Source organism: Flammeovirga aprica JL-4, from assembly GCF_012844305.1.
Classification (GTDB): domain Bacteria; phylum Bacteroidota; class Bacteroidia; order Cytophagales; family Flammeovirgaceae; genus Flammeovirga; species Flammeovirga aprica.
On record NZ_JABANE010000117.1, the window covers coordinates 1 to 25858 of the forward strand.

The following is a 25858-nucleotide window of genomic DNA, read 5'->3' on the forward strand; positions in this document are numbered from 1 at the left end:
TACAAAAAACAAAACCAAAATAAAATTTGGTTGAATTATGAAATAAATTTGCTTTTAAACACAGTTCGTCACTTGGAACTACTCATTGGCGAAGTCTCCCGACTTCGAAATATGTATGAATAAGGTGTTGGTTCATTCGAAGTCGGGAGACTTCGCCAATATTTATCACAAGTGACGCCTATTTCGGCTTAACACTTGCGATATAGTTAAAAAACTAAGCTACTGACTTTTTTATTCAATTTCTAGAACGGTCTTCTACCGTTTTCTCCTCTTCCACCTCTTCGTCCTTTCTTTTTCATTGCCTCTCTCGCCTCTTTATAAATAGTCATTTGCTCTTCGGTAAGGACTTGAGAAAGCATCATTTCATGTTGTTTCATAACAGGTTCTAAAGCCTCTTTGATTGCTTCACGATCCCCTTTATGTTGCTCTCTGATTTGTTGGAAAACTTGCTTTGAAGAAGCGTTGATTGCATCATATTTTTCCTTTTGATCTGGAGTAAGTTCAAGTTTTAATTCCAAAAGATAAGCCTGCTTTTCACCACGTTCCATCAACATAAATTTCTTATAAGAAGAATAAGTATCAGCATCAAGAATGCCTTTGGCTTTCGCAAGATGTTTATCTCTAAGTTCATCTGTTTCAGCCTTAATTTTTGCTCGATCTGTTTCACCATCTTTTCTAGCAATCATGATGGTATTCATCACATCTTCTTGTAATCGGATATATAATTTGCCTAATTTTTTCTCAGTGCTTTCGTCTAATTTCAATTCTTTAGAAAGTTCTTTTGGGAACTCTTGAGGTGTGAAAGACGGGAAATTTCTTTGAGCAAATACAAGACTGCTAAGGCTTAAAAGAAGGAATGTAAAAATTAGATTTTTCATTTTGTGTATTTTTTAATAATGTAAATTTATTTAGAATGGCTTCGGACCTCTGCCCCCTCTATCACCAAAACCTTTTTGATTGGTTTTTCCTTTAGGTCGATAAATAAAAGAAACCATAAAATAGCGTGGAAGCACATTGTAAGTACTCGTTTGAATAGAGCTTTCTGTTACCGTTCTGCTGATGCTACTGTTTTGATTAAGAATATCTGAAACGGAGAATCGGGCTTCCCCTCTCCTATTTTTGAACATTTTATAGGCGATATGAGCATTCCATTTATAGATATTATCCTGAATCAAATCATCATCGCCATTGTAAATATTTCCAGTGAAAGAAGTATTCAAAATCAACCTTTCGATAGGCTCAACATTTATACTTGCTCTGATATTATTGTGAAGGTAATTTCCATTCAAAGAAGCATTTGCATTGTTGTTGATCCAATGGTAAGTCCACATACTTGAGATATTGAAGTCGACCCTTTTACTGATATTACTTGATAATCGAATACCTTGTCCCAATGACTTGTCGTAAGTGAAAGAAGTGATATCGTTAGTGATACCTACGTTTCTAGTGTAACTACCCATTGTCATGGAAGAAATATTGGTTTTGATGGGATTGATTGGTTTAGAGTAAACCATAATTCCTCTTGCATTGATGTAGCCGTCCAAGTTGATGGGGTAAGTATAAGAAGCACCTTTTCTCACTGGAACACCATTGATTGTGGTGTCATTTTCAGCGATAAAAGTATATTGAGTGACTTTATTGTCGGTTTGTGTCGCCGATAGGTTAATGAAGAACATTTCCTTTCTAGCGATATTGAAGTTTCTATAATTGAAACGCAACACATGACTTTCTTCTCCTTCTAAATAAGGGTTACCAGATGAAATATTTAATGGATCACTGTAATCCACTACAGATTGTAAGTTGGTGACATTCGGTAAAGAGACATTTTTCTGATAAGAGAAACGTAATCTTTTACTTCTTGAAAACTTATAATTAATGGAAAGTGAAGGTAAGAAGTGACCGAAATTCGTAGTGGTATTCTCTTGGGTAGGATAAATGCTTTCATTCAGTAAAGCTGAATATTGGTACTGTAATGAGGTTGTTATATTTATCTTATCTTTTTTGAAAAGTAATCCTGCTTCAGGTCTGTAGATATTTTGATTTGAAGTAAAAGTATTAGAAAGATCTTCAATAAAATCTCCTTCATTGGCATCGTCCATAATATCATAAGTTCTCGTATTGACATCCTGTTTTTCCCAACTTTGAAAATAATTCAGCTTTAATTGAAGGTTTTTAGCTAGTTTTTCAGTGAATATTAAATTAGCTGATGTTCTGAATTTTTCAGTGTCTCCAAGAATTCTCTGAGCTGTAGAATCGTTTTCAGTATTATCTCCTTCAAAATAATTGATGTTGGTAAATACATCTTGATAGGTATCGTCATTATGATAATACAATTTCCAGTCTAAGGTCAGTGTTCTGCCATTATCATTTAATTTATGACGAATAAGGAAAGAGTTGTTAATATCAGCGGAGTTGTTGGTGCTGAACTGTTTCATATCAGAACTATTGAGATCTGTTCCGTCTTTCAAATAAGTATTCGATAAACTGCTGTTGGCACTGTTTCCATTTTCCATTTTAATGGATGGCCGAATACGAATAGAAGTTTTAGGACTTAATTCATAATCCATTCTGAAATTAAAATTATGATTCTCTTTTCGTGAATCGATATCAAGAATTTCATCTACAATCTGATTACTGCTTTCAGAAACAAGGTACTCAGTAGAAGAAGCCTCATCAGTTACATTGTCCACCAACTTGTAACTATAACTTCCTGTTACGTCAATTTTTTCACCCCAAGAATCAATATAATTAGTACCTAAAAGATGGGAAGTATTGATACCATTAGATTTAGCAGACATCGTATTGGAAGATCCATTTCCACGACCTCTTCCTCCGCCTCTTCTTCTAGGACCGCCCGAAGAAAGGTTATCAGACATAAAGCCTTGTTGATTGACATTATTACTCAAACCTGTAAATGAAATACGTTGATCTCCTTTGAAGATATTGATATTACCACCAGCACTATAACGTTCATCAGAACCATAACCTGCTTCTGCTTTCCCGAAATAAGCATATTTTGCATCTTTCTTCGTTACAAAATTGATGGCTTTAGTTCTGTTACCATCATCAAAACCTGTAAATTCCGCCTGATCACTTTTCTGATCAATGACCTGTACATAATCAATCATTTCAGCAGGAAGGTTTTGCATGGCACTTTTCGGATCATCTCCAAAGAACTCTTTTCCATCCACCAATACCTTTTTGACAGTTTCTCCTTCAGAAGTGACATTTCCATTTTCATCTCTGTCCATTCCTGGAATTTTGGAAACCAAATCTTCCGCTGTAGCATCTTCATGTGTTTTATAATTATTAGAAGAAAACTGAAGGGTGTCCTCTTTTATCACAACAGGAACATCACCTACAATTTCAACTTCATTTAATTCAGTAAACATCGATTCTAGAATAACGTCTAATTGGTTTGTCTTAGGAGTGACCGTTACCATTGAAGCATAATTTTTATACCCCAAATACATGGCCTCTAGCTTATATTTTCCGGCTTCTTTTAGCGTGATTTTATATTCTCCATCCAAATTAGAAAGGACTTGGTATTTATTATCTTCATTGGAAATAGTAATTAACGCATTGACTAATGCTTCTTTATTGTCGCCTCCAGTCACCTTTCCTTGCAGAAGGATTTCTTGGGACCAAGCCGTTGTTGCGGATATGATTAAAAGGAGTAAAATTATAGGTTTCATTTTTATCGTAATGATGTTAGAAGGATAGTTCACTTGACTCATTACAAAGAAACAGAACCTATAAATGTGTTTGAGAAATTTTCAACGAAGGGAGAGTTATTTTCAACTAATGAAAGTAGTGGTCATTGAATAAGAAGGTTTATACGAAAAAAGCCCTGTAAAAAATTACAGGACTTAGTGTTTTCTGGGTATAAAAGAATCATATCAATTCATAAAACAACGATTTATTCATCTTCGAGTATTTCATGCACCACCTTGATTGAAGTATTAAGCATAACTATTTTATCACTTTCTAAATTTCTATACATATGCTTACCAAAATCAATATCTTGAATTCTGATACCTTGACTAACAATGATATCATATAAGTTGCCTCCTTCATTTTGATCTGTAATATCAATTCTACGTCCGTCTTTCATGTAGACATTGATAAACAGGTTTTTTCCAAACTCAAATAATTTTAGATCTTCTAGTTTGTCTGCGTTCTCTGTATTATAAACCGTAACAAATTGCTTCGTTACATTTAGGCCTTCAGTTGTGATATTATAATAGAACTCAACATTACCCTCTGTTGGATAAACCGGTTCTACCTCATCATTTGATTTAGTACATGATGAGAAAATACTTAAGATTGAAAAAAGGAATAAAATAGTAGCTGATTTAGTTCTCATTTTGCTGTATATTAAAGTTTTAGATTTTGTTTTCAACATGGTTATTCTAACGCTATCAGCTAGGTAAGTTTTACCGAAAAAAGATCAATTAATTCCCAAAAAGGACATTGTACCGTTGGGGCAGTCCTATGTGACTGCCCAACATGCCGACACCCACGCGTGCCACCCAAAATGATATTGCATAAAAAATCCCAACTAAATCAATAGCTGGGATTACGAGTACTAAAGTTACAAATAGGATTATTTTAAAATTACACCCGTTTGAATATTTAGATATAGAATATCTTGATTCTCATCATCAGAGATCAGTTTGGCTTCGTTTCCAGTAATACTTTGAACATTATAAATTATAGTTCGTCCACCAGAACCACCAATTCCTTTATATTCTGAAAATATAATTTGATGCATTGGAGAAGAAGCTTCATGAGTAGCCTCACCGATTGCTTGTGGTTGATTCACCTTGTAAACAACATTTCTATTATTATCTCTTTTTTCGATGTACCCGATCATGACTTTGATATCAATATCGATATCACCTTCTCCATCTTTGTCATCACCACCTTCTCCATCTGTTGGAGGTAAGCCAGGGAAAATTGGAACATGACCATCAATGATTGTGTCATCATCACCGCCTTTGTCTGTTCCTCCATCTCCATCACCAGGAGGAACTCCTTCGATTCCATCGACTTTATCATCTCCTGGTACGTCGGGTAATACTTCATCGTTTGAAGAACTGCATGATGAAATGAATGCTATTGCTGAAAATAGCACTAATAGTTTAGTTAAAAGTCTTAGCATTTTTATAAAAAATAAAGTTTTAGAAATTAGTTTTTAAACATGCTTAATTAAACGCTACCAGCAGGGTAAGTTTTACCGAAAAAAGATCAATTAATTCCTAAAAAGGACATTGTCTGTAGGGGCAGTCCTATGTGACTGCCCACACGTACCACCCAAAATGATATTATAAATTTTTAGACATAAAAAAATCCCACCTTCGAGAAGAAGGCAGGATCCTTAGTATTTAACAATAGGTAGTTACACTGTCACAGAAGCTAATAACTCTGCCAATTTCTTACCTGTTTGTTCAGTATTCATACGCTTATCTTCAGGAGTTTCCTCCGTAGCGATATCTAACGTTCTGTATCCATCTTTCAAGAATTGATCAACAGCACTGATGATTGCATCGCTCTCGTCTTTTAATCCGAAAGAGATATCTAACAATAATGCACCTGAAAGCACAGAAGCGATTGGGTTAGCGATACCTTTACCTGCAATATCAGGAGCAGAACCGTGAATTGGCTCGTACAATCCGATTTCTGAACCAACAGAAGCAGAAGGCAACATACCCATAGAACCTGCAATTTGAGAAGCCTCATCAGTAAGGATATCACCAAACATGTTTCCTGTTACAATTACGTCGAATTGCTTAGGATCACGGATCAATTGCATTGCGGCATTGTCAATGAACATGTGAGTAACTTCTACTTCAGGGTACTCAGCAGAAAGTGCTTGTACTGTTTCTCTCCATAAACGAGAAGATTCCAATACGTTTGCTTTATCTACAGAACATAATTTCTTACGACGAGTCATTGCTGATTCAAAAGCTTGACGAGCGATACGTTCTACCTCCATTTTAGAGTAACGTAATGTGTCAATTGCTTCAGTACCGTCTTCGTTACGCTCACGTGGAGTACCGAAGTAGATACCACCCGTCAACTCACGGAAGAAAATGATGTCAGAACCTTGAAGAATTTCAGGTTTGATTGATGAAGTATATAATAACTCATCAAATAATTTGATAGGACGAATGTTTGAGAATAATCCTAATTCCTTACGGATTTTAAGTAAACCTTGCTCAGGACGTACTTTTAAGTTAGGGTTGTTGTCATACATTGGCATACCTACAGCACCTAATAGCACTGCATCAGAAGCTTTACAAGCATCAATAGTAGCTTGTGGACAAGGTTCGCCTGTTGCTTCGATAGCTGAGTGACCAATTAATGCTGGAGAGAATTCGAATGAGTGACCAAAACGCTCACCGATGATCTCTAATATATTTTGAGTAATGCCTGTAACTTCTAATCCGATACCGTCACCTGCAAGTACTGTGATTTTCTTATTCATTTTTTTGTTTGTTGTTTGAGTTTGAATTAGACATTGAATGCATAAATACGATCTTGCTCGTATTTCGCAATGTTTTCTTTTAAGCTCAATAGATAATCGATATCGTCATATCCATTGATCAAACACATTTTCTTATAGTCATCAATCTCGAAAGATTGTTTGTTTTCTTCTTTACCAGAAATCCAAGCCGTTTGAGATTCTAAGTCCACTTCTAAAGTAGTCGAAGGATCTGCCTCAATATCAGCAAAAAGCTCTGCTAAGAATTCTTCAGAAACTACTAAAGGAAGTAATCCGTTGTTCAAAGCGTTTCCTTTGAAGATGTCTGCGAAGAAGCTTGATACTACGATTTTAAACCCGTAGTCATCAATAGACCAAGCAGCGTGTTCACGTGATGAACCACAGCCAAAGTTCTTTCCAGCTACTAAGATTTCACCTTTGTAAGTATCTTGGTTCAATACGAAATCAGGAATTGGCTGATCTTGTTTGTCATATCTCCAGTCTCTGAAAAGGTTATCACCGAAGCCTTCTTTAGTTGTCGCTTTCAAAAAACGAGCAGGGATAATTTGATCTGTATCTACGTTCTCAATATTTAAAGGAACGCAAGTCGATTTTGTATATTTCATGTTGATATTCTCTTTAAATATTAAAATTATGCAGTAGTTAACTCTCCTCTTACATCTACAATGTGACCTTTTACAGCGGCCGCAGCAGCAGTTAATGGAGAAGCAAGTAACGTTCTAGCACCAGGACCTTGACGTCCTTCAAAGTTTCTGTTTGAAGTAGAAATACAGTACATTCCTTCAGGAACTTTATCTTCATTCATACCCAAACAAGCTGAACAACCTGGCTCTCTTAATTCAAAACCAGCTTCAGCATATACTTGATCTAAACCTTCAGCGATCGCTTGTTTTTCAACTTGCTTTGAACCAGGAACGATCCAAACATTTACGCCGTCAGCCTTCTTTTTACCTTTTACAAAATCAGCTACTGCTCTTAAATCCTCAATACGAGCATTTGTACAGCTACCGATAAATACATAGTCGATTGGCTTACCGATTAACGCTTCACCTTCTTTCAAGCCCATGTATTCTAAAGCTTTCTTGTCTGATTCGCTTTCAGGAGTAGGAACTGATTTGTCTACACCAACACCCATACCAGGGTTAGTGCCATAAGTAACCATTGGTGCAATATCAGCAGCGTTATAGACGAATTCAGCGTCAAATGTTGCGCCTTCATCTGTAGGAAGTGATTTCCAATACGCCAATGATTCTTCCCATTTCTCACCCTTTGGAGCGAATTCTCTTCCTTCTAAATAATCGAAAGTAGTTTGGTCAGGAGCAATGATACCACCACGGGCACCCATTTCAATACTCATGTTACAAACTGTCATTCTACCTTCCATTGATAAGTTTTGGATAGCAGAACCAGCAAATTCTACGAAGTAACCTGTACCCCCTGAAGCTGACAATTTAGAAATGACATAAAGTACAATATCTTTCGCACCTACACCTTCTTGTAACTCACCATCCACAACGATTCTCATTGCCTTAGGCTTGTTTTGAAGAGTACATTGAGATGACATTACTTGCTCCACTTGTGACGTACCGATACCAAATGCAATGGAACCGAACGCACCGTGAGTAGAAGTATGGCTATCACCACAAACAATTGTTTTTCCTGGCTGAGTAACCCCTAACTCAGGTCCGATCACGTGAACGATACCTTGGAACGGGTGACCTAATCCATATAATTTCACACCAAACTCATCACAGTTTTTAGTCAGTGTTTCCACTTGGTGTCTTGATAAAGCCTCTTTGATTGGAAGGTGCTGATCTTTAGTAGGAACGTTGTGATCCGCTGTTCCCCAAGTTTGATCTACACGAGCGAGTTGGATTCCTCTGCTACGAAGTCCATTGAATGCTTGAGGGCTAGTTACCTCATGAATAAAATGTGTATCGATGTATAACACATCAGGAAATCCTTCTTTGCGTTGTACGACATGGTTATCCCATACTTTGTCGAACAATGTTCTCGGTTTGTTGTTGCTCATGTATTTGTTGTTTTATATCTTTTCCTATTCGGTATTACTCCATTCTGTGACAACGAATTAGGTTTAAACCTTACATATCACAAGAATATGAGAGAAATCTGCTAAAATTTAGAACTATTTTATTCCCTTTTTGTTACAGCGGGAATCTTTGTTGTATTTTTGCCTAAATTCGTTTAATCTTATGCTTTATTAAAACAATTCTTAACAAGAATCAGTTTTGATAAAACAAATTGTTGATTAATAGTACAAACTATAAAAGTCTATAGTGACAAATTTAATTACCTATAGATCTATTTAAAATTCGTTCTGAATTATAATTACGATTTCAGAACTCGATTTTAAGGTTAAATAAAGACACTCTAGTTATGCTAATTGAACCGGGTAAACTTCTTGCAAAAATAGATTCGCCAAGTGACTTGCGTAAGCTTCCTTTTGATAAACTTTATCAAGTAAACGAAGAACTGCGACAATTCATCATTGACAATGTTTCAATTTATGGTGGACATTTTGGGGCAAGCTTAGGAGTAACAGAACTAACTACTGCACTCCATTACGTTTACAATACTCCTTATGACCGCATCGTTTGGGATGTTGGCCATCAAGCATATAATCATAAAATTCTTACAGGTAGAAGAGATTCGTTTCACACAAACCGTCAGTATGGTGGGTTATCCGGTTTCCCCAAACGTGACGAAAGTGAATACGATACTTTTGGTGTAGGACACTCTTCCACTTCTATCAGTGCGGCTTTAGGTATGGCAATTGCCTCTAAAGAAAAAGGCGAGCATGATAGACAGCACATCGCTGTAATTGGTGATGGTTCTATGACTGCAGGTATGGCTTTCGAAGCCATGAACCACGCAGGTGCATCAGATGCGAACATTCTAATTGTATTAAATGACAATAGAATGGCCATCGACCCTAACCAAGGTGCCTTAAAAGATTATTTGACAGACATTACTACTTCTCCTTTTTATAATAAAATCAAGGATGAAGTTTGGAATATGCTAGGAAAGGTCAAAAAGATCGGTCCACATGCTCAACAGGCAGTTTCAGCAGCAGAAAATGCATTGAAGTCAGCTTTATTAGAGCAAAGCAATTTATTCGAAGCATTAGGTCTTCGTTATTTTGGTCCTGTAGACGGTCATGATATCAATCACTTGGTACATGTATTCGAAGATTTGAAAAAAATCCCTGGTCCAAAAATTATTCACGCTGTTACAGTTAAAGGTAAAGGCTATGCTTTAGCGGAGAAAGATCAAACTTTATGGCACGCTCCAGGTAAGTTTGATAAGCTGACAGGTGAAATCAAAAAGAAAGTACACAAAACTCCTCAGCCACCTAAATACCAAACTGTATTTGGTGAGACCATTTTAGAAATGGCCAAGGAGAATGATAAAATCATGGGTATCACGCCAGCAATGCCTTCAGGATGTTCATTGAATATCATGATGAAGGAAATGCCGGACAGAGCCATTGATGTGGGTATTGCAGAGCAACATGCCGTAACATTTGCGGCAGGTTTAGCAGCAGAAGGAATGATTCCTTTCTGTAATATCTATTCTTCTTTCATGCAAAGAGCTTACGATCAAGTGGTGCATGATGCATGTATTCAAAACTTGCCAGTGATATTCTGTTTAGATAGAGCAGGTTTTGCAGGAGCAGATGGTGCCACTCACCACGGTGCATATGATATTCCTTTTATGCGCTGTATTCCTAATTTGGTAGTAGCGGCCCCAATGAATGAAGCTGAACTTCGCCATATGATGAAGACAGCGGTCAGTCACAGAACTTCACCTTTCTCTATCCGTTACCCTCGTGGGCAGGGTGTAATGCCGGAATGGAGAGTGCCTATGGAAGAAATTCAAGTAGGAAAAGGTAGAGTAATTCAAGAGGGAGAAGAAATCGCAATCCTTACTTTCGGTCATATCGGAAATTATGTGGTACAATTAAGAGACCGTTTCCAAATGGCAGGAGTAAATCCAGGTCATTATGATATGCGTTTTGTGAAACCTTTGGACGCTGAACTTTTAGAAGAAATCTTTGCGAAGTATGATAAAGTAATCACCATCGAAGACGGTGCCTTGATGGGTGGATTCGGTAGTGCTGTTTTAGAATGGATGATGGATAATCAGTATACAAATAAAACAGTAGTTCGTTTAGGTATTCCTGATGCTATCATTGAGCATGGAGAGCAGATTGAGTTACAACGTGAGGCTGGTTTTGATCATGATGGTATTTTTGATGCAGTTATGAAATTATCCTCAGTTGTGTCTGAAGAGGTGAAAGTTTTTGAGAAAACGAAATAATTGATCTTTCATTTTTATAAAAAGAGGGATTGAGGCAATATTTTTGAAGTAAGGAATGTTTTAAAAGCATAGCTTTTAGGCATTCCTTATTTTTTTGGTTACTTATCAAGCAAAAGCATATGATTATTCGTAAAACTATTCGTTTTCGCTTAGGTGTTCTTTTTGTAGTAAATACTGTTTTACTATTGTCAACTCTGGCATTAGTATTCTTAGGTACACGTTCATTAGTTGAAACGAACGAGTTGACTGAACAATTCAAAAAATGCAACTCTTTATATACAGAGTCTGAAATCTACTACAAGAATTTCTTGCTGGAAGATTTGATCTCTGCAGAGTTTTATAAGAAAAGAAAAAGTACCAATACAGTCAGGTCCATCAGTTTATTAGATTCAGCCTTATTTACCGTAGAGGAAGTAAGAAAGCATATGGACCGTCTGAATGATTCCAGAGCAAAAGAAATGGAGTTCTTGCGTTCAGATATGGAACAATTGAAAGCACAGCAAGACTTCTTGATGAGAAAGTACCTCGACCTTGGTTTTAAAGACTGGGGGATGATTGGTAATATGCGTTCGAAGATTCATAAAATTGAGAAAACGCATATTACTTTAGATATGGGGATGCTTCTGACAATGAGAAGAAATGAAAAAGATTACTTATTAAGAGGAGAATCGAAATACTTAAAGCTTTTTGATGAAAGTGTAGAAGAGTTTGAGCTGGAAATTGTCAGAATGTATCAGAACCGTTCTGTAAATGATTTAACAGAGCAAGAAGTGAGAACGCTTAGAGCCAACTTAGCAGCTTATCAGTTTGGAATGCATAAGGTAGTAGATTTGATGAAAGTAATAGGAAGAGGTCAGAATTCAGGTTTGATGAAAGACGTATCCGATTTACAAGAAAAAATCAATACACGTTTGATCAGCTTATCTGAAAAGGTGCTTTCGAATAGTGAGAGTTATGTAAAATGGATGATGATCACGTTTCTGGCAGTGTTTATTCTTCAGGCCTTAATATTAAGCTGGTTCGTTTTCATGTTCTCAAGAGCAGTAGGGAAACGTTTTGAATTCCTCTTTAATATTACAAAAAGGATTAATGAAGGGAAATCATTAGTGGATTTCAAGAGTAACCAGAAATTCAAATATGATGAGGTCTCAGAGATCTCTAATAATTTATATTCATTAGATGAGCAGCTTCAGGCTGCAAATATGTTCTCACGAAAAGTAACAGAAGGTGACGTAGATGTAACCTATGATACAAAATTCAGAGAAACACCTTTAGCCAATGACTTAATTCAAATGAGAGATAAATTCCGTGATGTTCAAGAGGAAGAACAGAAAAGGAATTGGGTGATCAATGGAATGGCACAATTTAATCAGCTGTTGAGAGAAAAAACTAAAAGTCAGGAAGAATGGTATGACAATCTGCTTCGTAGCATTATCAATTACATTGAAGCAAGTCAGGGGACATTTATTCTTTTAAAAGAAGATGCGGAAGGAAAGCAGTATTTGAAATTAATGGCTCTTTATGCTTACGATAAGAAGAGATATGAAGAGAGGCAATATGACCTTGAAAATGGTCTTTTAGGTCAAGTCTACAAAGAACAGAAGATGGTTTATATTGAAGATGTACCAGATAATTATGTCAATATTTCATCAGGAATGGGAGGAGCGAAACCAAAGTGTTTGATTATTCTTCCATTGATTTATGGTGATGTGATGTACGGCATTTTAGAGATTTCATCTTTCTCAGTACTTGATGCGTATCATATTGATTTCCTAAAGAAACTATCAGAGATTATTGCTTCATCTATAGCTGATATGGATACCTCAAGAGTCGTAATAAAGCTCAGAGATGAAATTGAATTACAAAAACAACGTATCCGCTATCTGGAAGGTCAACTTACTGAGCAAGCTGAATAATTAAGCTTTTTTGCTAGAAAATAACATTAGTTATACAATTAATACTTAAGGGATGCAAATACAACTGTCATAAACTGTTGTATTTGCATCCCTTTTTAGTAGTTTTACCATACATATAAACGAGGACTAAAGGCAATACGTGCCTAATTGAAACTATGAATACTATGAATGGACAGAAAAAACCATCATTTTTAGAATCTATTATACCAATTCTTTTTTTAATTATTATGCTAACCGTCAATGTCTTGATCTTTAAAGACGACGGATTATCAGGCTCTAATCAAGTTGTATTAATGCTCGCTACTGCAGTTGTAGCGATAGTAGCTATATTTAAATTAAAAGTTTCTTGGGATGTCTTAATGGACGGAATTGTGGACAGTATTGGCTCAGCCATGCCCTCTATTTTGATCTTATTAATGATTGGAGCATTGGCAGGAACATGGTTGCTGGGAGGAATTGTTCCCGCAATGGTATACTACGGATTGAAAATCTTAAACCCTTCTATTTTCCTTTTTGCTACTATTATTATCTGTGCTATTGTATCAGTGGCAACAGGTAGTTCATGGTCTACAATTGCAACAGTAGGTTTAGCATTATTGGGCATTGGTAAAACACTAGGAATGTCTGAGGGTTTAGTAGCAGGTGCAATTATCAGTGGTGCTTATTTCGGTGATAAAATGTCGCCGTTATCAGATACTACTAACCTAGCGCCTGCAGTGGCAGGGACAGACTTGTTCACGCACATCAAATACATGACGCTTACAACCGTACCGTCATTCACAATTGCCTCTATTATCTTTTTGATTATTGGCTTTGATTATGAATCAACAGTATCACAAGCAGATGTACAGGAAGTATTAACAGCTTTGGATGCATCCTTCAATATCTCACCTTTCCTATTTATCGTACCCGCATTGGTCGTTTTCCTTATTGTAAAGAAAGTACCAGCATTACCAGCATTATTGATTGGTTCATTGGCAGGGGCGGTCGTAGGGTTGGTAGCACAACCACAGACTGTAAACCTACTTGCAGGAGATTTAGCAGGAACATGGGAAGGTTCATATATGGTATTGATGAAATCAATGTACGAAGGCGTATCCATCTCATCAGATAATACGATCGTATCTGAATTACTTTCGTCAAGCGGAATGTTAGGCATGTTGAATACCATCTGGCTGATTTTAGTAGCCATGGCATTTGGTGGAGCGATGGAAATCAGTGGTATGCTTACAAAGATCACAGAAACCATCATTTCAAAAGTAACAAGTGAAACAGGTTTATTTGCCTCAGCAGCCTCTACTTGTATTTTCTTTAATATCACAGCATCAGATCAATACCTTTCTATCGTAGTACCAGGAAAGATGTATGCATCAGCATTTAAAGAAAAAGGACTAGCTCCAGAAAACTTAAGTAGAACACTAGAAGATACAGCAACAGTAACATCGGTATTGGTGCCTTGGAACACCTGTGGAGTGGCACAGTCCACTGTATTAGGAGTAGCAACAGGCGCATACTTACCGTATTGTTTCTTCAACATATTAAGTCCGATCATGACAGTATTGTTCGCAGCTTTAAAAATCAAGATCAAGCGACTTTCTACAGAAGAAGAAGCGGTAGCTTAGAAAGTTCCCTTCTCTTTTTTACAAAGAGTACTGCCCAAAAAGGGTGGTGCTCTTTTTTTTTCTAAAAATCACTTTTTTAAACATTTTATACATTCAGAAGTTACCATTTTAACACCATTTTAGGGTTTAAAATGGGATTTATTTAATAATTGTAAATAATATTTTAAAGAATCCGTTTGTATTTATAAACTTTTTATTACATTTACATCAGATAAGACATTAAAGATTAAAAAACATAAAGATTTTTGATTGATAATGGGTTAATAAAATTAGGTTTAACAGGAAAGAGCTCGCTGCTTCAGCTAGCTTTTTTTGTTTTTATATAGTTCTGTGTTTTTACAGAATCAAAAAGGGTGAAAAGTCTATTAAACTTTTCACCCTTTTTGTATTGTAGAGTTCTAATTATTAACTCTATATTTTATACATCCTTCCTTAACCTCAATTCTGAAGGATAATAATTATTCAAACGGTTTGGCAATACTTTCACCCAACCCAATGCAAGACCTTTGTATTTGATAATAGCCCAACCTTTTACGCCTTGAATAGTTTTAACGCTCATTTCCTGTTTTTTCAAGAAATCAATAGCATCTCTGTATTCCACATCTAATGTTGGGATTTTGGCAGAAACAATATTGGAGACTGCTAGTTCGTGATCAGGGATCAGTTGACCGTTCTTTTTATTGAAACGTCCCATTTTGATGCCTTGATGACGGAGCTTTTGAGTGACTTTCATGATTTTGAAATCTTGTACCATGTGAGAAGGGATAGCGTATACATCTTCTCCGTCTTGGTAGAATTCAAAATCTTTTCCGTTTTCCAGCCATTTTCTTAACTCTTCCGACTCTCTCTTTTTCACCATAAAGACAGATTTCATCTTTTTAGGAGAAACGCTGAATTTTTGGTGGATAGATGGTTCTCCTTTTTTTCTGAAAGCGGTTAAGAATAACCCCTCTCCTTTTGTCTTGTGGAAAATAAAACGGTAACCGATGGCTTTCACTCCGTTTCTTTCCACCTCAACTGTAGAGATTCCCCAAGAAGGATCAATGTCGATTTCTAAAGGTTCAAATTCGTCTGATTCTAGTATTTGTACTAAACGTTCTTCGTTTTCTTGAGGAGCGAAAGTACACGTACTATAAATATATAAGCCACCCGCTTTTAAGGCATGAGGAATATGATCGACGATACTCTCTTGGATAGACGCACAAGAATCTACTAAAGACGTTGACCAAAGTTCAGATGCTTTAGGATCTTTTCTAAACATTCCCTCTCCTGAACATGGAGCATCAGTCACTACTACATCGAAATATTCCCTTAGAGGAGCAAAGCTTTCCGCGTAGTTACCCGTTACTAATGTATTAGGATTTCCCCATCTTACAAGGTTGTCAATTAATGGCAGGGATCTTTTACCTACAATTTCATTGGAAACCAAAACACTCTTAGGTGTCAGAAGAGAATTGATCAATGTACTTTTTCCTCCAGGAGCAGCACATAAATCCAATACTCTTAGGTCTTTCTCTAATGGAGCGTGTTGTTTTAGTGCTTTCCAAAGAAACATAGAAGATGCTTCCTGTACATAATATGCACCAGCAAAAATCAAAGGATCTTCAGCAAACGATGGACGCTTGGCAATATATTGAGCTTCGTCGCACCATGGCACCGGTGTGGTATCTGAAAAAGTAATCTCTGCGGGTTTGAAAGGGTTGGTTCTGTAAGATACAGGTACCTGTCCATCAATCGCTTCCTTGAAAGCATCAAAGTCCTCAGCAGAAATTTGTCCTTGAAGACGCTCAGTAAATTTTTTCGGTAGATTTTCAGATCTATTTCCCATGGTGAACTCCTATTATTGTCATCATTATTTCATTAGGTAGACATAAGGTCTGCCCGTATAGTGCGAATATTGTAATTTTTCGTTAATGAATACTGTTATGTTGAATATTATTCGGATTTTTTACAAAATATACTTAGTTTTGCACCCTGAAAATTTTATGTAACACTCGAAGTAACTACGAATTGAGGGGAGCAATATTCGGCACGCGTTATCGCTGTCAAAAGGATATTGTAACGTGAAATTCAAGTTTTTCGCAAAACTAATTTGTGGTTTTATGGATTATTTAAGCCCTGAGTACAAAAAAGAGATTTTTGCTTCATACAGCAAAGATGGTGAGAAAGACACTGGTTCTCCAGAAGCTCAAATCGCATTGTTCACTAAGCGTATCCAACACTTAACGGAGCACTTAAAGTCGAACAAAAAAGATCACTCATCTCGTCGTGGTTTGATGAAGTTAGTAGGTAAGCGTCGTTCTATGCTTGACTATGTAGCTAAAAAAGATATCAACCGTTACAGAGCGATTATCAAAGAACTTGGTATCAGAAAGTAATTCTTTCTGGTGTAAAAATACCACTCAGGGGATTCCAAAATCTGGAATTCCCTTTTTGCGTATTTATACATTGCCTTTTATTTTGACTAATTTATTGAAATAAAAGACTGGCAAGAAGTGATTTATCCATAAAAAATCACTAATTTTTGGGGTTGGCAAAAGTTCGCTTTTACTAGCCTAATTTAAATACTTGGACTAAAGTAATTTCAACAAATTTTTACAGCAATCCTTGTATGAATGCAGATAGGACTCGGTCCTTAAATATCTGCTTTGTTTGAAGAAAATATTAAAACACAACACAATTACGATGTTTGAAAACGTGATTAAAAAAACAGTTGCCCTTCCTGATGGACGTGAGATTTCATTAGAAACAGGTAGAATGGCAAGACAAGCAGACGGATCGATCGTTTTGCGCATGGGAAATACAATGCTATTAGCAACTGTTGTTTCTAACCCAGAGAAAAGAGAGGGTGCTGACTTTTTGCCACTTTCAGTAGATTATCAAGAAAAATTTGCGTCTGCAGGTAAGATTCCTGGCGGTTTCTTAAAAAGAGAAGGACGTTTAAGTGATCGTGAAATCTTAATCTCTCGTTTAGTGGACAGAGCAATTCGTCCATTATTCCCTTCTGACTATTATCATGATACTCAAATCATGATCACTATGATCTCAGCAGATAAAGACGCTTTGCCAGACGCATTAGTGGCATTGGCAGCATCTGCAGCATTATCAATCACAGACATTCCTTTTGATGGTCCTATCTCAGAAGTTAGGGTAATCAAAGACACTAACGGTGAGTACATCGTTAACCCAACTCCAGCACAGATGGAAGGTTGTACGCTAGATCTTATGATCGGTGCTACTGCTGAAAACATCACAATGGTAGAGGGTGAAATGCAAGAAGTGGGTGAAGATGAAATGATCGAAGCAATTAAAGTAGGTCATGAGGCAATCAAAACTCAGTGTGCAATTCAAATAGAATTAAGAGAAGCAGTTGGCGTTACTGAATACAGAGAGTTTGTAGGTGACGTAGAAGACGAAGCTTTAAAAGAAGAAGTTTTCACTGCTCTTTATGATAAATTATATGCAGTAGCAGCTCAAGGTATCAAAGGTAAGTCAGAGCGTAAGGCGGCTTTCACTGAAGTGAAAAAAGCGTACTTCGAGGCTTTACCGGAAGATGAGGAAACTGAAGAGAAGTTACCGCTTATCAAGCGTTACGTAGCTAAATGTGAGAAGAAAGCTTCTCGTGATTTAGTATTGAATACTAAAAACCGTTTAGACGGTCGTGATTTAGAGGAAGTAAGACCAATCGTTCCTGAGGTAGACGTATTACCTTCGGCTCACGGTTCTGCTTTGTTCACTCGTGGTGAAACTCAATCATTGACTACGGTTACTTTGGGAACTAAAATGGACGAACAAATGTTAGATTCAGCGATGGAGTCTAGCTCTAGCAAGTTCATCCTTCACTACAACTTCCCTGGTTTCTCAACTGGTGAGGTAAGACCAAACAGAGGTCCTGGACGTAGAGAAGTAGGTCACGGTAACTTAGGTCACAGAGCTTTAGCAAGAGTTCTTCCTCCAGAAACTGAAAACCCATACACTATCCGTATCGTTTCTGATATTTTGGAATCAAATGGTTCGTCATCAATGGCAACTGTTTGTGCAGGTTCATTAGCACTAATGGATGCAGGTGTGAATATCACAGGTACTGTATCAGGTATTGCAATGGGTATGATCTCAGAAAACGATCCTGAAACAGGTGAATTAAAATATGCCATCTTATCAGATATCTTAGGCGATGAGGATCATTTAGGTGATATGGACTTCAAAGTAACAGGTACTGAAAAAGGTATTACAGCATGTCAAATGGATATCAAAGTTGATGGTCTTCCATATGAAGTGTTGAAGCAAGCTTTAGAACAAGCTAACAGAGGTAGAGCTCACATTCGTGAAGTAATGGATGAAGTAATCTCAACTTCAAGAGATGACTTGAAACCACACGCTCCACGTAGTTTTGTGATGATGATTCCTCAAGACTTAATCGGTGCTGTAATTGGACCAGGTGGTAAAGTGATCCAAGAGATCCAAAAAGACACAGGTGCAACTATCGTTATCGAAGAAGTAGAAAACCAAGGTCAAGTAAGCTTCTTTGCTGTTGATAAAGTAGCAATGGACGGTGCTGTAGATAGAGTAAAAGCTATCGTAGCACAACCTGAAGTTGGTGAAACTTACCCTGGTACTGTAAAATCATTACAGCCATTCGGTGCATTCGTTGAGTTTATGCCTGGTAAAGAAGGTTTATTACACATCTCAGAGATCGCTTGGGAGCGTACTGACAATGTGGAAAGCATCTTGAAAGTAGGTGATAAAGTTGATATCAAGTTGCTTGAAATCGACCCTAAGACAGGTAAATTCAAATTATCTCGTAAGGCGTTACTTCCTATGCCAGAAGGTTATACTCCTCCTCCTCCACGTGAGAGAAGAGACCGTAATGACCGTGGTGGTGATAGAAGAGGTGGTTTTAACCGTGGTGGTGATCGCGGTGACCGCAGAGATAGAGGCGACAGAGGTGACCGTGGTGGTTACAACAGAAGATAATAATCTATTAAAAGACAGTTTAGTGAGAGCGTGTTTGAAGTTTGAATTTTAATTAATAAAAATTTCAAACAAGCTCTAACGCTTTAAATTTATTTTGAGTATTTGCTAAACTTTATATGTCTTTTTTTAGTCAATTATGTAGTGAATTTATGAACTGCACAATATTTGCAGTGATAAATTCCTGATTATAAATATTTTCTCAAGAAATTCCTTATCTTATAAAGAATACTTTTGAGAAAATCTTAACAATGGCAAAAAAGAACGGATGAGACAACTCAAGATCAGTAAACAGATCACGAACAGGGAGTCACAATCGCTGGACAAATACTTACAAGAAATTGGTAAGGTTGACCTGCTAACACCTGATGAAGAAGTAACTCTTGCAAAGCAAATTCGTGAGGGCGATCAAATTGCATTAGAGAAATTAACGAAAGCCAACTTACGTTTCGTAGTTTCTGTAGCTAAGCAGTATCAGAATCAGGGACTTTCTTTAGGTGACTTGATCAACGAAGGTAACTTGGGTTTGATTAAAGCTGCCCAACGTTTCGACGAGACTCGTGGTTTTAAGTTTATCTCTTATGCAGTATGGTGGATTAGACAATCTATCCTTCAGGCATTAGCAGAACAATCACGTATCGTACGTTTACCATTGAACAGAGTAGGTTCATTGAACAAGATTTCAAAGACTTTCTCTGAATTGGAACAACGTTATGAACGTGAACCATCTCCAGACGAACTTGCAGAAGTTTTAGATGTAACTACAAACGAAGTTGTAGATACAATGAAAATTTCTGGTCGCCACGTATCTATGGATGCTCCTTTCGTACAAGGTGAAGAAAATAACCTTTACGACGTGTTGGAAAATGACATGGAGGAAAAGCCAGATACAGAGTTGATGAATGACTCTTTACGTAAAGAAGTTCAACGTGCCCTTTCTACGTTAACAAAACGTGAGGCAGATGTAATTACTTTATACTTCGGATTAAACGGAGAGCATTCAATGACATTAGAAGAAATTGGAGAGAAATTTAATTTAACGCGTGAGCGTGTGCGTCAAATTAAAGAAAAAGCCATCAGACGTCTACGTCATACATCAAGAAGTAAAGCATTAAAACCTTACTTAGGATAGTCAAAAGTAAGTACTTTTAATGTAACCATATAAAAAAGGTCAGTTATTTATTTAACTGACCTTTTTTATTTCGAACTCATTTTCACCTTTTTCTCTGTAACAAAAAAAGCTTCAACCATCTTGTATTCGATGAATTGAAGCTTTTTTTAATGTGATGAAATAAAGTTATTGAGCATTAATCTCATCAATCTTTCCATAAATTTCTTTGACAACAGGGCTGTCTTTCATGCCAATGCCTTCATAAAGAGAAATTGCTCTGCGGTAAGTTTTCAGAGCTACAACTTTTTTCTCCTCTCCCATTTTAGCATAAAGATCACCAAGTTCTTTTATACAAGTAACGTGTTCAAGCGTCAAAGCACCATAATAACCTTCTCTTACTTTGGCCACACTTTTCAATGCTTTTTCTGCTTTTACTAAACTGTCTTGAGAAGAATAAAGTCTTGATAAACTATAAAGAGAGTTGCCGTAATCAATATGCTGTTTTCCAACATTTTTCTCTCTTGTTCCAAGTCCCTTCATAATTTCATTTTCAGCGTCTTCAAATCTTTTTCTTTCGATATAGAAGAAGGCTAAACTATCCAATGCCTGACCGTAGCTTGTATGTTTGTCAGATAAATGTTGTTCAGCATCAGTGATTGCTTTTTTATACAACTTTTCAGCTTCATCATCTTTCTTCTGCTGACTTTTCACTCTTGCAGAAGTAATAGTGGCAACAATTCCTTCAGGAGATTTATCCTTTCCTAATTCCTGATAAATAGCAATCGCCTTATTAGAGTATTGTTCTGCTAGCGGTATATTTTTCAAATTCAATTCAATTTCTGCTAATTCAATATATGTAACAGCCACTTGAGTACTGTTTTCAGTGAATGTAGCGATATTGGCCACTAATTTTTTCTTGATAAAGTTATGAGCATCTTTAGGAGAATTCAAAGCTTCATCTAAATGGATTGCTAAACGTTCAACTTCTGTGATGTACTTAGGATTTTTGACAGTGATGGCCTTGGCCAAGTTATCGATATATTTATAGTACGATTTGATAGCAGCTTCCTTTTGTCCTGTTTTTTCTAACAGAGAAGCTTCTTGAAGGTAGAGTTGAACGTAACTTGATTTTGGAGCTTTGGTCTTTTCATAGGCGGCAATAGACATGTTTAGCTGCATAGAAGCTTCATCTATTCTCTTTAATCCCATAAAAACCTCAGCCTGCTCAGAAAGAATTTGAGCATACTCATCAGTACCTTTTATTGTTTTTTCTGCAAGGTCTTCAAGATTTCTGTACATAGTTTCAGCCTCTTTGTATTTACGGCCTCTCAGGTACAGTCTAGCATATTTATGATAAGTGAGAGTGTAATCTTTAGATGCTTTCCCACTGCTTTTTTCTCTTGTTGTCAGTGCCTTTTGGTAGTATACATCTGCCTGGGGGAAATTTTTCATTATAAGACTATTGTCTGCAATGACTTCTTGGGCGTCTCCCATTTTTTTGGAAACGGCATTACCTGATTTTACCAACAGCTTTTCTAATGAAGTATAATAGATATTAGCATTACCTAAATCTTTTTGTGCTTCATATGATTTTGCCAGAAATTCGATGTTAAGAATGTAGTCAGGGTGTGTTTCACCTATTGTTTCTTTACCGACACTTCTGGCAGTTTGAAATTTTTGAATTGCTTTATTATAATTTTTTTGGTCAAAGGCCGCTTTTCCGTCTGCAAAGTAAGTATTGAAATTTTGAGCAAAACTATTAGAGGATAAGAAGATAAAAAAGACGACGCTAGATAATAAGTATTTGATTATTTTCGTCATAACAAAAGACAAGTATTTATTTATACATGTTCTACCGGAGCATTCGTAAAAACGTATGCTTCTACAATTTAAGTTAATCTATCTTAAACAAAGAGATTAAGAGTACATTATCACAATGCAAATCTTGGTCCTAATGTGATTTGTTAAATGATTTTGGTAGAATTGCAATTGAATAATTAAGAATATTTACTAACCATACGAGAATAATGAAAAAATGGATTCAAGTTTTACTTGTTTTGATGTTGTCATCACAGGTAATTGCCTCTGATTTAGGTCCAAAAAAGCAACTTGACGAAGGAATGTGGTTGCCAATGTTTGTTTCGCGTCTGAACTACACAGACATGAAAAAGGAAGGTCTGAAGCTTACGGCTGAAGAGATCTACAGTGTCAATAACAGCTCTCTCAAAGACGCAATCGTTCACTTCGGTGGATTCTGTACAGGTGAAATCGTATCAGACAAAGGTCTGATTTTTACAAACCACCACTGTGGATATGGTGGTATCCAATCGGTAAGTACTGTAGAAAATGATTACTTAACGAACGGATTTTTTGCCAAAAGCCACGATGAAGAAAAGCCAATCGAAGGATTATTTGTACGTTTCTTACAGCGTATGGATGATGTTTCAGCCAAAGTCAACAAAGAATTGGAAGGACTTACTGGTGCTGAAAGAGCAAAAAAAGCTCAAGAAGTAATGGCAGGCATCAAAGCGGAAAAAGAAGGTGAATTGAACAATGACAGCTATGAAGTTGTTGTGAAATCTTTCTTTGAAGGAAATGAATTTTATATGTTCGTTTATGAGCGTTATGATGACATCCGTTTAGTAGGTAACCCTCCAGAAGCAGTAGGTAAATTTGGTGGCGATACGGATAACTGGATGTGGCCAAGACATACTGGTGACTTCTCTATCTTCCGTGTTTATGCTAGCAAAGACAATAAGCCTGCAAAATACTCTGAGGATAACATCCCTTACACACCAAAACACCACTTGCCAGTTTCTATCAATGGTGTTCAGAAAGACGACTTTGCAATGATCATGGGTTATCCAGGGTCTACAGATCGTTACTTAACTTCTGAAGGTGTAAAGCAACAAATAGAGGTGTTTAACCCATTATTTGTTGAAATGCGTGATGCAATCTTGAAAACTTGGAGAAAGCACATGGATGCTGATCCAAAAGTAAGATTACAATATGCTTCAAAATACGCTAGTACTGCTAACTATTGGAAGTACTTTATCGGTCAGACGAAAGGTCTGAAACGTCAGCATGTTATTGAGAAAAAACAAGCGGAAGAAAGTAAGTTCAATACTTGGGTAGCTCAAGACGCTAACCGTAAAAAAGAATATGGTACTGTTACTGATATGTTGAAAGTAGGTTATGACGGTAAAAGAGATGGCCGTGTAGCAATGGTGCTTTTAACACAAGGTGGTTTCCGTATTGAAGCAGTAATGCAAGCTAGAAAAGCAGCTCGTTTTGTAGGTGAAGTTACAGCAGAAGAAGTTTCTGAGTCTGTAGTGAAAGATGCAAAAGCAAGTGCTTTAAGTCAAGCAGAAGGTTTCTTCAAAGATTATGATTATGCTACTGATAAAGAATTAGCGGTAGTATTATTGAAGAAATACAAAGAAGTTTTAGGTCGTCCTGAAAACAAAGATCTTCCAGTTCCTTCAGTGTATGAATTAATTGAAAGAGAATTTAATGGTGACTATGTGGCTTATGTTGAGAAAGCATTCACAACTTCAGTATTTACTGACCAAGGTCGTATGGAAGCATTTATCAACAACCCATCTGCAGCTGTTTATGGCGAGGATATGTTGACGCAATTGCACAATGAATTCTTCCAGTCTTACCTAACAGTAGTTCAAGCGGAGCAAGAAGCAGAAATGAAAGTAGAGGACGGAAACAGATTATATGTAAAAGGTATTCGTGAAATGAATCCAGATAAATCATACTATCCAAATGCCAACTCTACAATGCGTTTGACTTATGGTACTGTAAAAGATTACATCCCAGGTGACGCGATGTTCTATTCTTACTATACTACTTCAAAAGGTTTATTGGAGAAAGAAGATCCTAAAAACCATGAGTTCATTTTACCAAAAGAAATCAAGGAGAAAGTAGTGAAGAGAGATTTTGGCAGATATGCAGATCAAAACGGAGAGTTGCGTATTGCTTTCATCACTAATAATGATATTACAGGCGGTAACTCAGGTTCTCCAGTAATCAACGGCAACGGTGAATTAATCGGTTTAGCTTTTGATGGTAACTGGGAAGCAATGAGCGGTGACATCGCATTCGAGCCAGAATTACAGCGTTGTATCAACGTGGACGTACGTTATGTACTTTGGACAATTGACAAAGTGTATGGTGCTAAAAACATTGTTGATGAAATGACAATTGTTGGAGGTAAGAAAGCGAAAGGTAAAGCATATGAAGACTTAATGCCTACGAAGTATTAATTCTTAATATGGCATTTAATGGAAAGGTTGGTTTGTATTATACAGGCCAACCTTTTTACATTTATAAAAATAAATACACAATGAATAACCTATTCTATACACTTCAGCAAAAAGCAAAATATCACCGACCACTTATGGTAGGCATTTCAGGAATTGATGGCTCCGGAAAAGGCTATATCGGTCAGAAATTATTTGATGGTTTAATTTCAAAAGGCATAAAGTGTGAGTTGATTGGTATTGATGGCTGGCTGGAAAAACCTTCTCGTCGATTCTCTAAAGAAAACCCTGCTGAGCATTTTTATAGAAAGTCTTTCCGTTTTGAAGAGATGAACGAGAAATTGATTAAACCCTTAAAACAAGATGGTAAGATTGATTTTATCGCTCAACATTCAGCTCCAGATCACAGTGAAGAACTGATAGATTTTCATTACGATATCAATGATGTTGAGATCTTATTAGTAGAAGGTATTTTCCTTTTTCAAGAACAGTTTGATTTTGATTATAGAATATGGATTGAATGTTCATTTGAAACAGCATTTGAGCGTGCTTTAGTAAGAAACCAAGAAGGTTTATCAGAAGAAGCTTTGAAGGAAGAATATGATACGACTTACTTTCCTGCCCAGCATCTTCACTTTGAAAATGACAATCCAAAAGATAAAGCTGATTTTATTCTGATTAATGATCACCTTTTGGAAAAGTGATTTTATCTAGTGGACAACACCTTTATTGAAGAATTAATAGGATAGAAATAATTGGAAAGTTTACTATTTACTAGAAGTCAGAGACTTCTAAAGACCTTCCAAGCACAAGAGACGCTATCGCTTAACTCTTGCGCTAGGGAAAAGTAGTAGAACCACTGGCGCGAATGTTAAGCGCCAGCGTCATTCGTGTCCTACAGATCATTAGAAATCTCCTGATTTCTAAATGCTATTTATCTAATTCACTTTTGTGGAAGTGATGAGGTAAAGTGTCTATTTACTTTTATCCTAGTACTTAAGTGCTATGACAAAAGAAATGGAACAATAATTACGTGCACCATGACTGAACCTTAGGTTTGTATATCAATCATTACTTGTAATATTCCAAGAAGGAGGTTTACTTAGTAAGAGGGTTTA

The 25858-nt window shown here is 36.6% G+C and carries 17 protein-coding genes; 8 read left to right on the forward strand and 9 right to left on the reverse strand.

What is annotated here, in order from left to right:
• Nucleotides 1-242: 242 nt before the first annotated feature.
• The 7 genes from HHU12_RS27900 to leuC all read right to left on the reverse strand — a co-directional run bounded on the left by HHU12_RS27900 (nt 243) and on the right by leuC (nt 8540).
• The gene (locus HHU12_RS27900) at nt 243-878 is read right to left on the reverse strand and encodes a hypothetical protein (protein ID WP_169660028.1); all 636 of its coding nucleotides are present in this window, start codon (nt 876-878) and stop codon (nt 243-245) included.
• A gap of 30 nt (nt 879-908) precedes the next feature.
• Nucleotides 909-3695, reverse strand: a complete 2787-nt coding sequence (locus tag HHU12_RS27905; protein WP_169660029.1) for an outer membrane beta-barrel protein — start codon at nt 3693-3695, stop codon at nt 909-911.
• 224 nt (nt 3696-3919) lie between these two features.
• Entirely contained in the window at nt 3920-4366 is a 447-nt protein-coding gene (locus HHU12_RS27910) for a hypothetical protein (protein ID WP_169660030.1), read from the reverse strand.
• A 240-nt stretch (nt 4367-4606) separates the two neighbouring features.
• Nucleotides 4607-5164, reverse strand: coding sequence for a hypothetical protein (locus tag HHU12_RS27915; protein ID WP_169660031.1), 558 nt, complete (start codon nt 5162-5164; stop codon nt 4607-4609).
• 237 nt (nt 5165-5401) lie between these two features.
• Nucleotides 5402-6490: a 3-isopropylmalate dehydrogenase gene (gene leuB, locus HHU12_RS27920; RefSeq protein WP_044207617.1), complete on the reverse strand. Its 1089-nt coding sequence runs from the start codon at nt 6488-6490 to the stop codon at nt 5402-5404.
• 26 nt (nt 6491-6516) lie between these two features.
• Nucleotides 6517-7113 (reverse strand): 3-isopropylmalate dehydratase small subunit, encoded by a 597-nt coding sequence (gene leuD, locus HHU12_RS27925; RefSeq protein WP_169660032.1) that lies wholly within the window; start codon nt 7111-7113, stop codon nt 6517-6519.
• A 26-nt stretch (nt 7114-7139) separates the two neighbouring features.
• On the reverse strand, nt 7140-8540 hold the full coding sequence (gene leuC, locus HHU12_RS27930; RefSeq protein WP_169660033.1) for a 3-isopropylmalate dehydratase large subunit: 1401 nt from the start codon (nt 8538-8540) through the stop codon (nt 7140-7142).
• Nucleotides 8541-8905: 365 nt separating this feature from the next.
• Between leuC and dxs the strand changes: the two genes are divergently transcribed.
• The 3 genes from dxs to nhaC all read left to right on the forward strand — a co-directional run bounded on the left by dxs (nt 8906) and on the right by nhaC (nt 14387).
• Nucleotides 8906-10849 carry a 1-deoxy-D-xylulose-5-phosphate synthase gene (gene dxs, locus HHU12_RS27935; protein ID WP_169660034.1) on the forward strand — a complete coding sequence of 648 codons (1944 nt, stop codon included), beginning with the start codon at nt 8906-8908 and terminating at the stop codon, nt 10847-10849.
• 119 nt (nt 10850-10968) lie between these two features.
• Complete coding sequence (locus HHU12_RS27940; protein WP_169660035.1) at nt 10969-12765, forward strand: GAF domain-containing protein; 1797 nt, start codon at nt 10969-10971, stop codon at nt 12763-12765.
• Between the two features lie 155 nt (nt 12766-12920).
• The gene (gene nhaC, locus HHU12_RS27945; protein ID WP_205960007.1) at nt 12921-14387 is read left to right on the forward strand and encodes a Na+/H+ antiporter NhaC; all 1467 of its coding nucleotides are present in this window, start codon (nt 12921-12923) and stop codon (nt 14385-14387) included.
• Between the two features lie 418 nt (nt 14388-14805).
• On the opposite strand, the gene HHU12_RS27950 is transcribed toward nhaC, so the two are convergent.
• Complete coding sequence (locus HHU12_RS27950) at nt 14806-16215, reverse strand: methyltransferase RsmF C-terminal domain-like protein (protein WP_169660036.1); 1410 nt, start codon at nt 16213-16215, stop codon at nt 14806-14808.
• A gap of 274 nt (nt 16216-16489) precedes the next feature.
• On the opposite strand from HHU12_RS27950, the gene rpsO reads away from it, so the two are divergent.
• The 3 genes from rpsO to HHU12_RS27965 all read left to right on the forward strand — a co-directional run bounded on the left by rpsO (nt 16490) and on the right by HHU12_RS27965 (nt 20490).
• Nucleotides 16490-16765 carry a 30S ribosomal protein S15 gene (rpsO, locus tag HHU12_RS27955; protein ID WP_169660037.1) on the forward strand — a complete coding sequence of 92 codons (276 nt, stop codon included), beginning with the start codon at nt 16490-16492 and terminating at the stop codon, nt 16763-16765.
• Nucleotides 16766-17072: 307 nt separating this feature from the next.
• Nucleotides 17073-19361, forward strand: coding sequence for a polyribonucleotide nucleotidyltransferase (gene pnp, locus HHU12_RS27960; protein WP_169660041.1), 2289 nt, complete (start codon nt 17073-17075; stop codon nt 19359-19361).
• Nucleotides 19362-19626: 265 nt separating this feature from the next.
• Nucleotides 19627-20490 carry a sigma-70 family RNA polymerase sigma factor gene (locus HHU12_RS27965; protein WP_044207596.1) on the forward strand — a complete coding sequence of 288 codons (864 nt, stop codon included), beginning with the start codon at nt 19627-19629 and terminating at the stop codon, nt 20488-20490.
• 165 nt (nt 20491-20655) lie between these two features.
• Here the strand turns inward: HHU12_RS27965 and HHU12_RS27970 are convergent, their stop codons facing one another.
• Entirely contained in the window at nt 20656-22290 is a 1635-nt protein-coding gene (locus HHU12_RS27970; protein ID WP_169660038.1) for a tetratricopeptide repeat protein, read from the reverse strand.
• A 206-nt stretch (nt 22291-22496) separates the two neighbouring features.
• On the opposite strand from HHU12_RS27970, the gene HHU12_RS27975 reads away from it, so the two are divergent.
• Complete coding sequence (locus HHU12_RS27975; protein WP_240971160.1) at nt 22497-24743, forward strand: S46 family peptidase; 2247 nt, start codon at nt 22497-22499, stop codon at nt 24741-24743.
• An 80-nt stretch (nt 24744-24823) separates the two neighbouring features.
• Nucleotides 24824-25444 carry a nucleoside/nucleotide kinase family protein gene (locus HHU12_RS27980; protein WP_169660039.1) on the forward strand — a complete coding sequence of 207 codons (621 nt, stop codon included), beginning with the start codon at nt 24824-24826 and terminating at the stop codon, nt 25442-25444.
• Nucleotides 25445-25858: the final 414 nt, after the last annotated feature.

Coding starts and splice junctions, on each gene's coding strand:
- HHU12_RS27900 (WP_169660028.1), bottom strand. CDS start 878: ATGAAAAATCTAATTTTTACATTCCTTCTTTTAAGCCTTAGCAGTCTT.
- HHU12_RS27905 (WP_169660029.1), bottom strand. CDS start 3,695: ATGAAACCTATAATTTTACTCCTTTTAATCATATCCGCAACAACGGCT.
- HHU12_RS27910 (WP_169660030.1), bottom strand. CDS start 4,366: ATGAGAACTAAATCAGCTACTATTTTATTCCTTTTTTCAATCTTAAGT.
- HHU12_RS27915 (WP_169660031.1), bottom strand. CDS start 5,164: ATGCTAAGACTTTTAACTAAACTATTAGTGCTATTTTCAGCAATAGCA.
- leuB (WP_044207617.1), bottom strand. CDS start 6,490: ATGAATAAGAAAATCACAGTACTTGCAGGTGACGGTATCGGATTAGAA.
- leuD (WP_169660032.1), bottom strand. CDS start 7,113: ATGAAATATACAAAATCGACTTGCGTTCCTTTAAATATTGAGAACGTA.
- leuC (WP_169660033.1), bottom strand. CDS start 8,540: ATGAGCAACAACAAACCGAGAACATTGTTCGACAAAGTATGGGATAAC.
- dxs (WP_169660034.1), top strand. CDS start 8,906: ATGCTAATTGAACCGGGTAAACTTCTTGCAAAAATAGATTCGCCAAGT.
- HHU12_RS27940 (WP_169660035.1), top strand. CDS start 10,969: ATGATTATTCGTAAAACTATTCGTTTTCGCTTAGGTGTTCTTTTTGTA.
- nhaC (WP_205960007.1), top strand. CDS start 12,921: ATGAATACTATGAATGGACAGAAAAAACCATCATTTTTAGAATCTATT.
- HHU12_RS27950 (WP_169660036.1), bottom strand. CDS start 16,215: ATGGGAAATAGATCTGAAAATCTACCGAAAAAATTTACTGAGCGTCTT.
- rpsO (WP_169660037.1), top strand. CDS start 16,490: ATGGATTATTTAAGCCCTGAGTACAAAAAAGAGATTTTTGCTTCATAC.
- pnp (WP_169660041.1), top strand. CDS start 17,073: ATGTTTGAAAACGTGATTAAAAAAACAGTTGCCCTTCCTGATGGACGT.
- HHU12_RS27965 (WP_044207596.1), top strand. CDS start 19,627: ATGAGACAACTCAAGATCAGTAAACAGATCACGAACAGGGAGTCACAA.
- HHU12_RS27970 (WP_169660038.1), bottom strand. CDS start 22,290: ATGACGAAAATAATCAAATACTTATTATCTAGCGTCGTCTTTTTTATC.
- HHU12_RS27975 (WP_240971160.1), top strand. CDS start 22,497: ATGAAAAAATGGATTCAAGTTTTACTTGTTTTGATGTTGTCATCACAG.
- HHU12_RS27980 (WP_169660039.1), top strand. CDS start 24,824: ATGAATAACCTATTCTATACACTTCAGCAAAAAGCAAAATATCACCGA.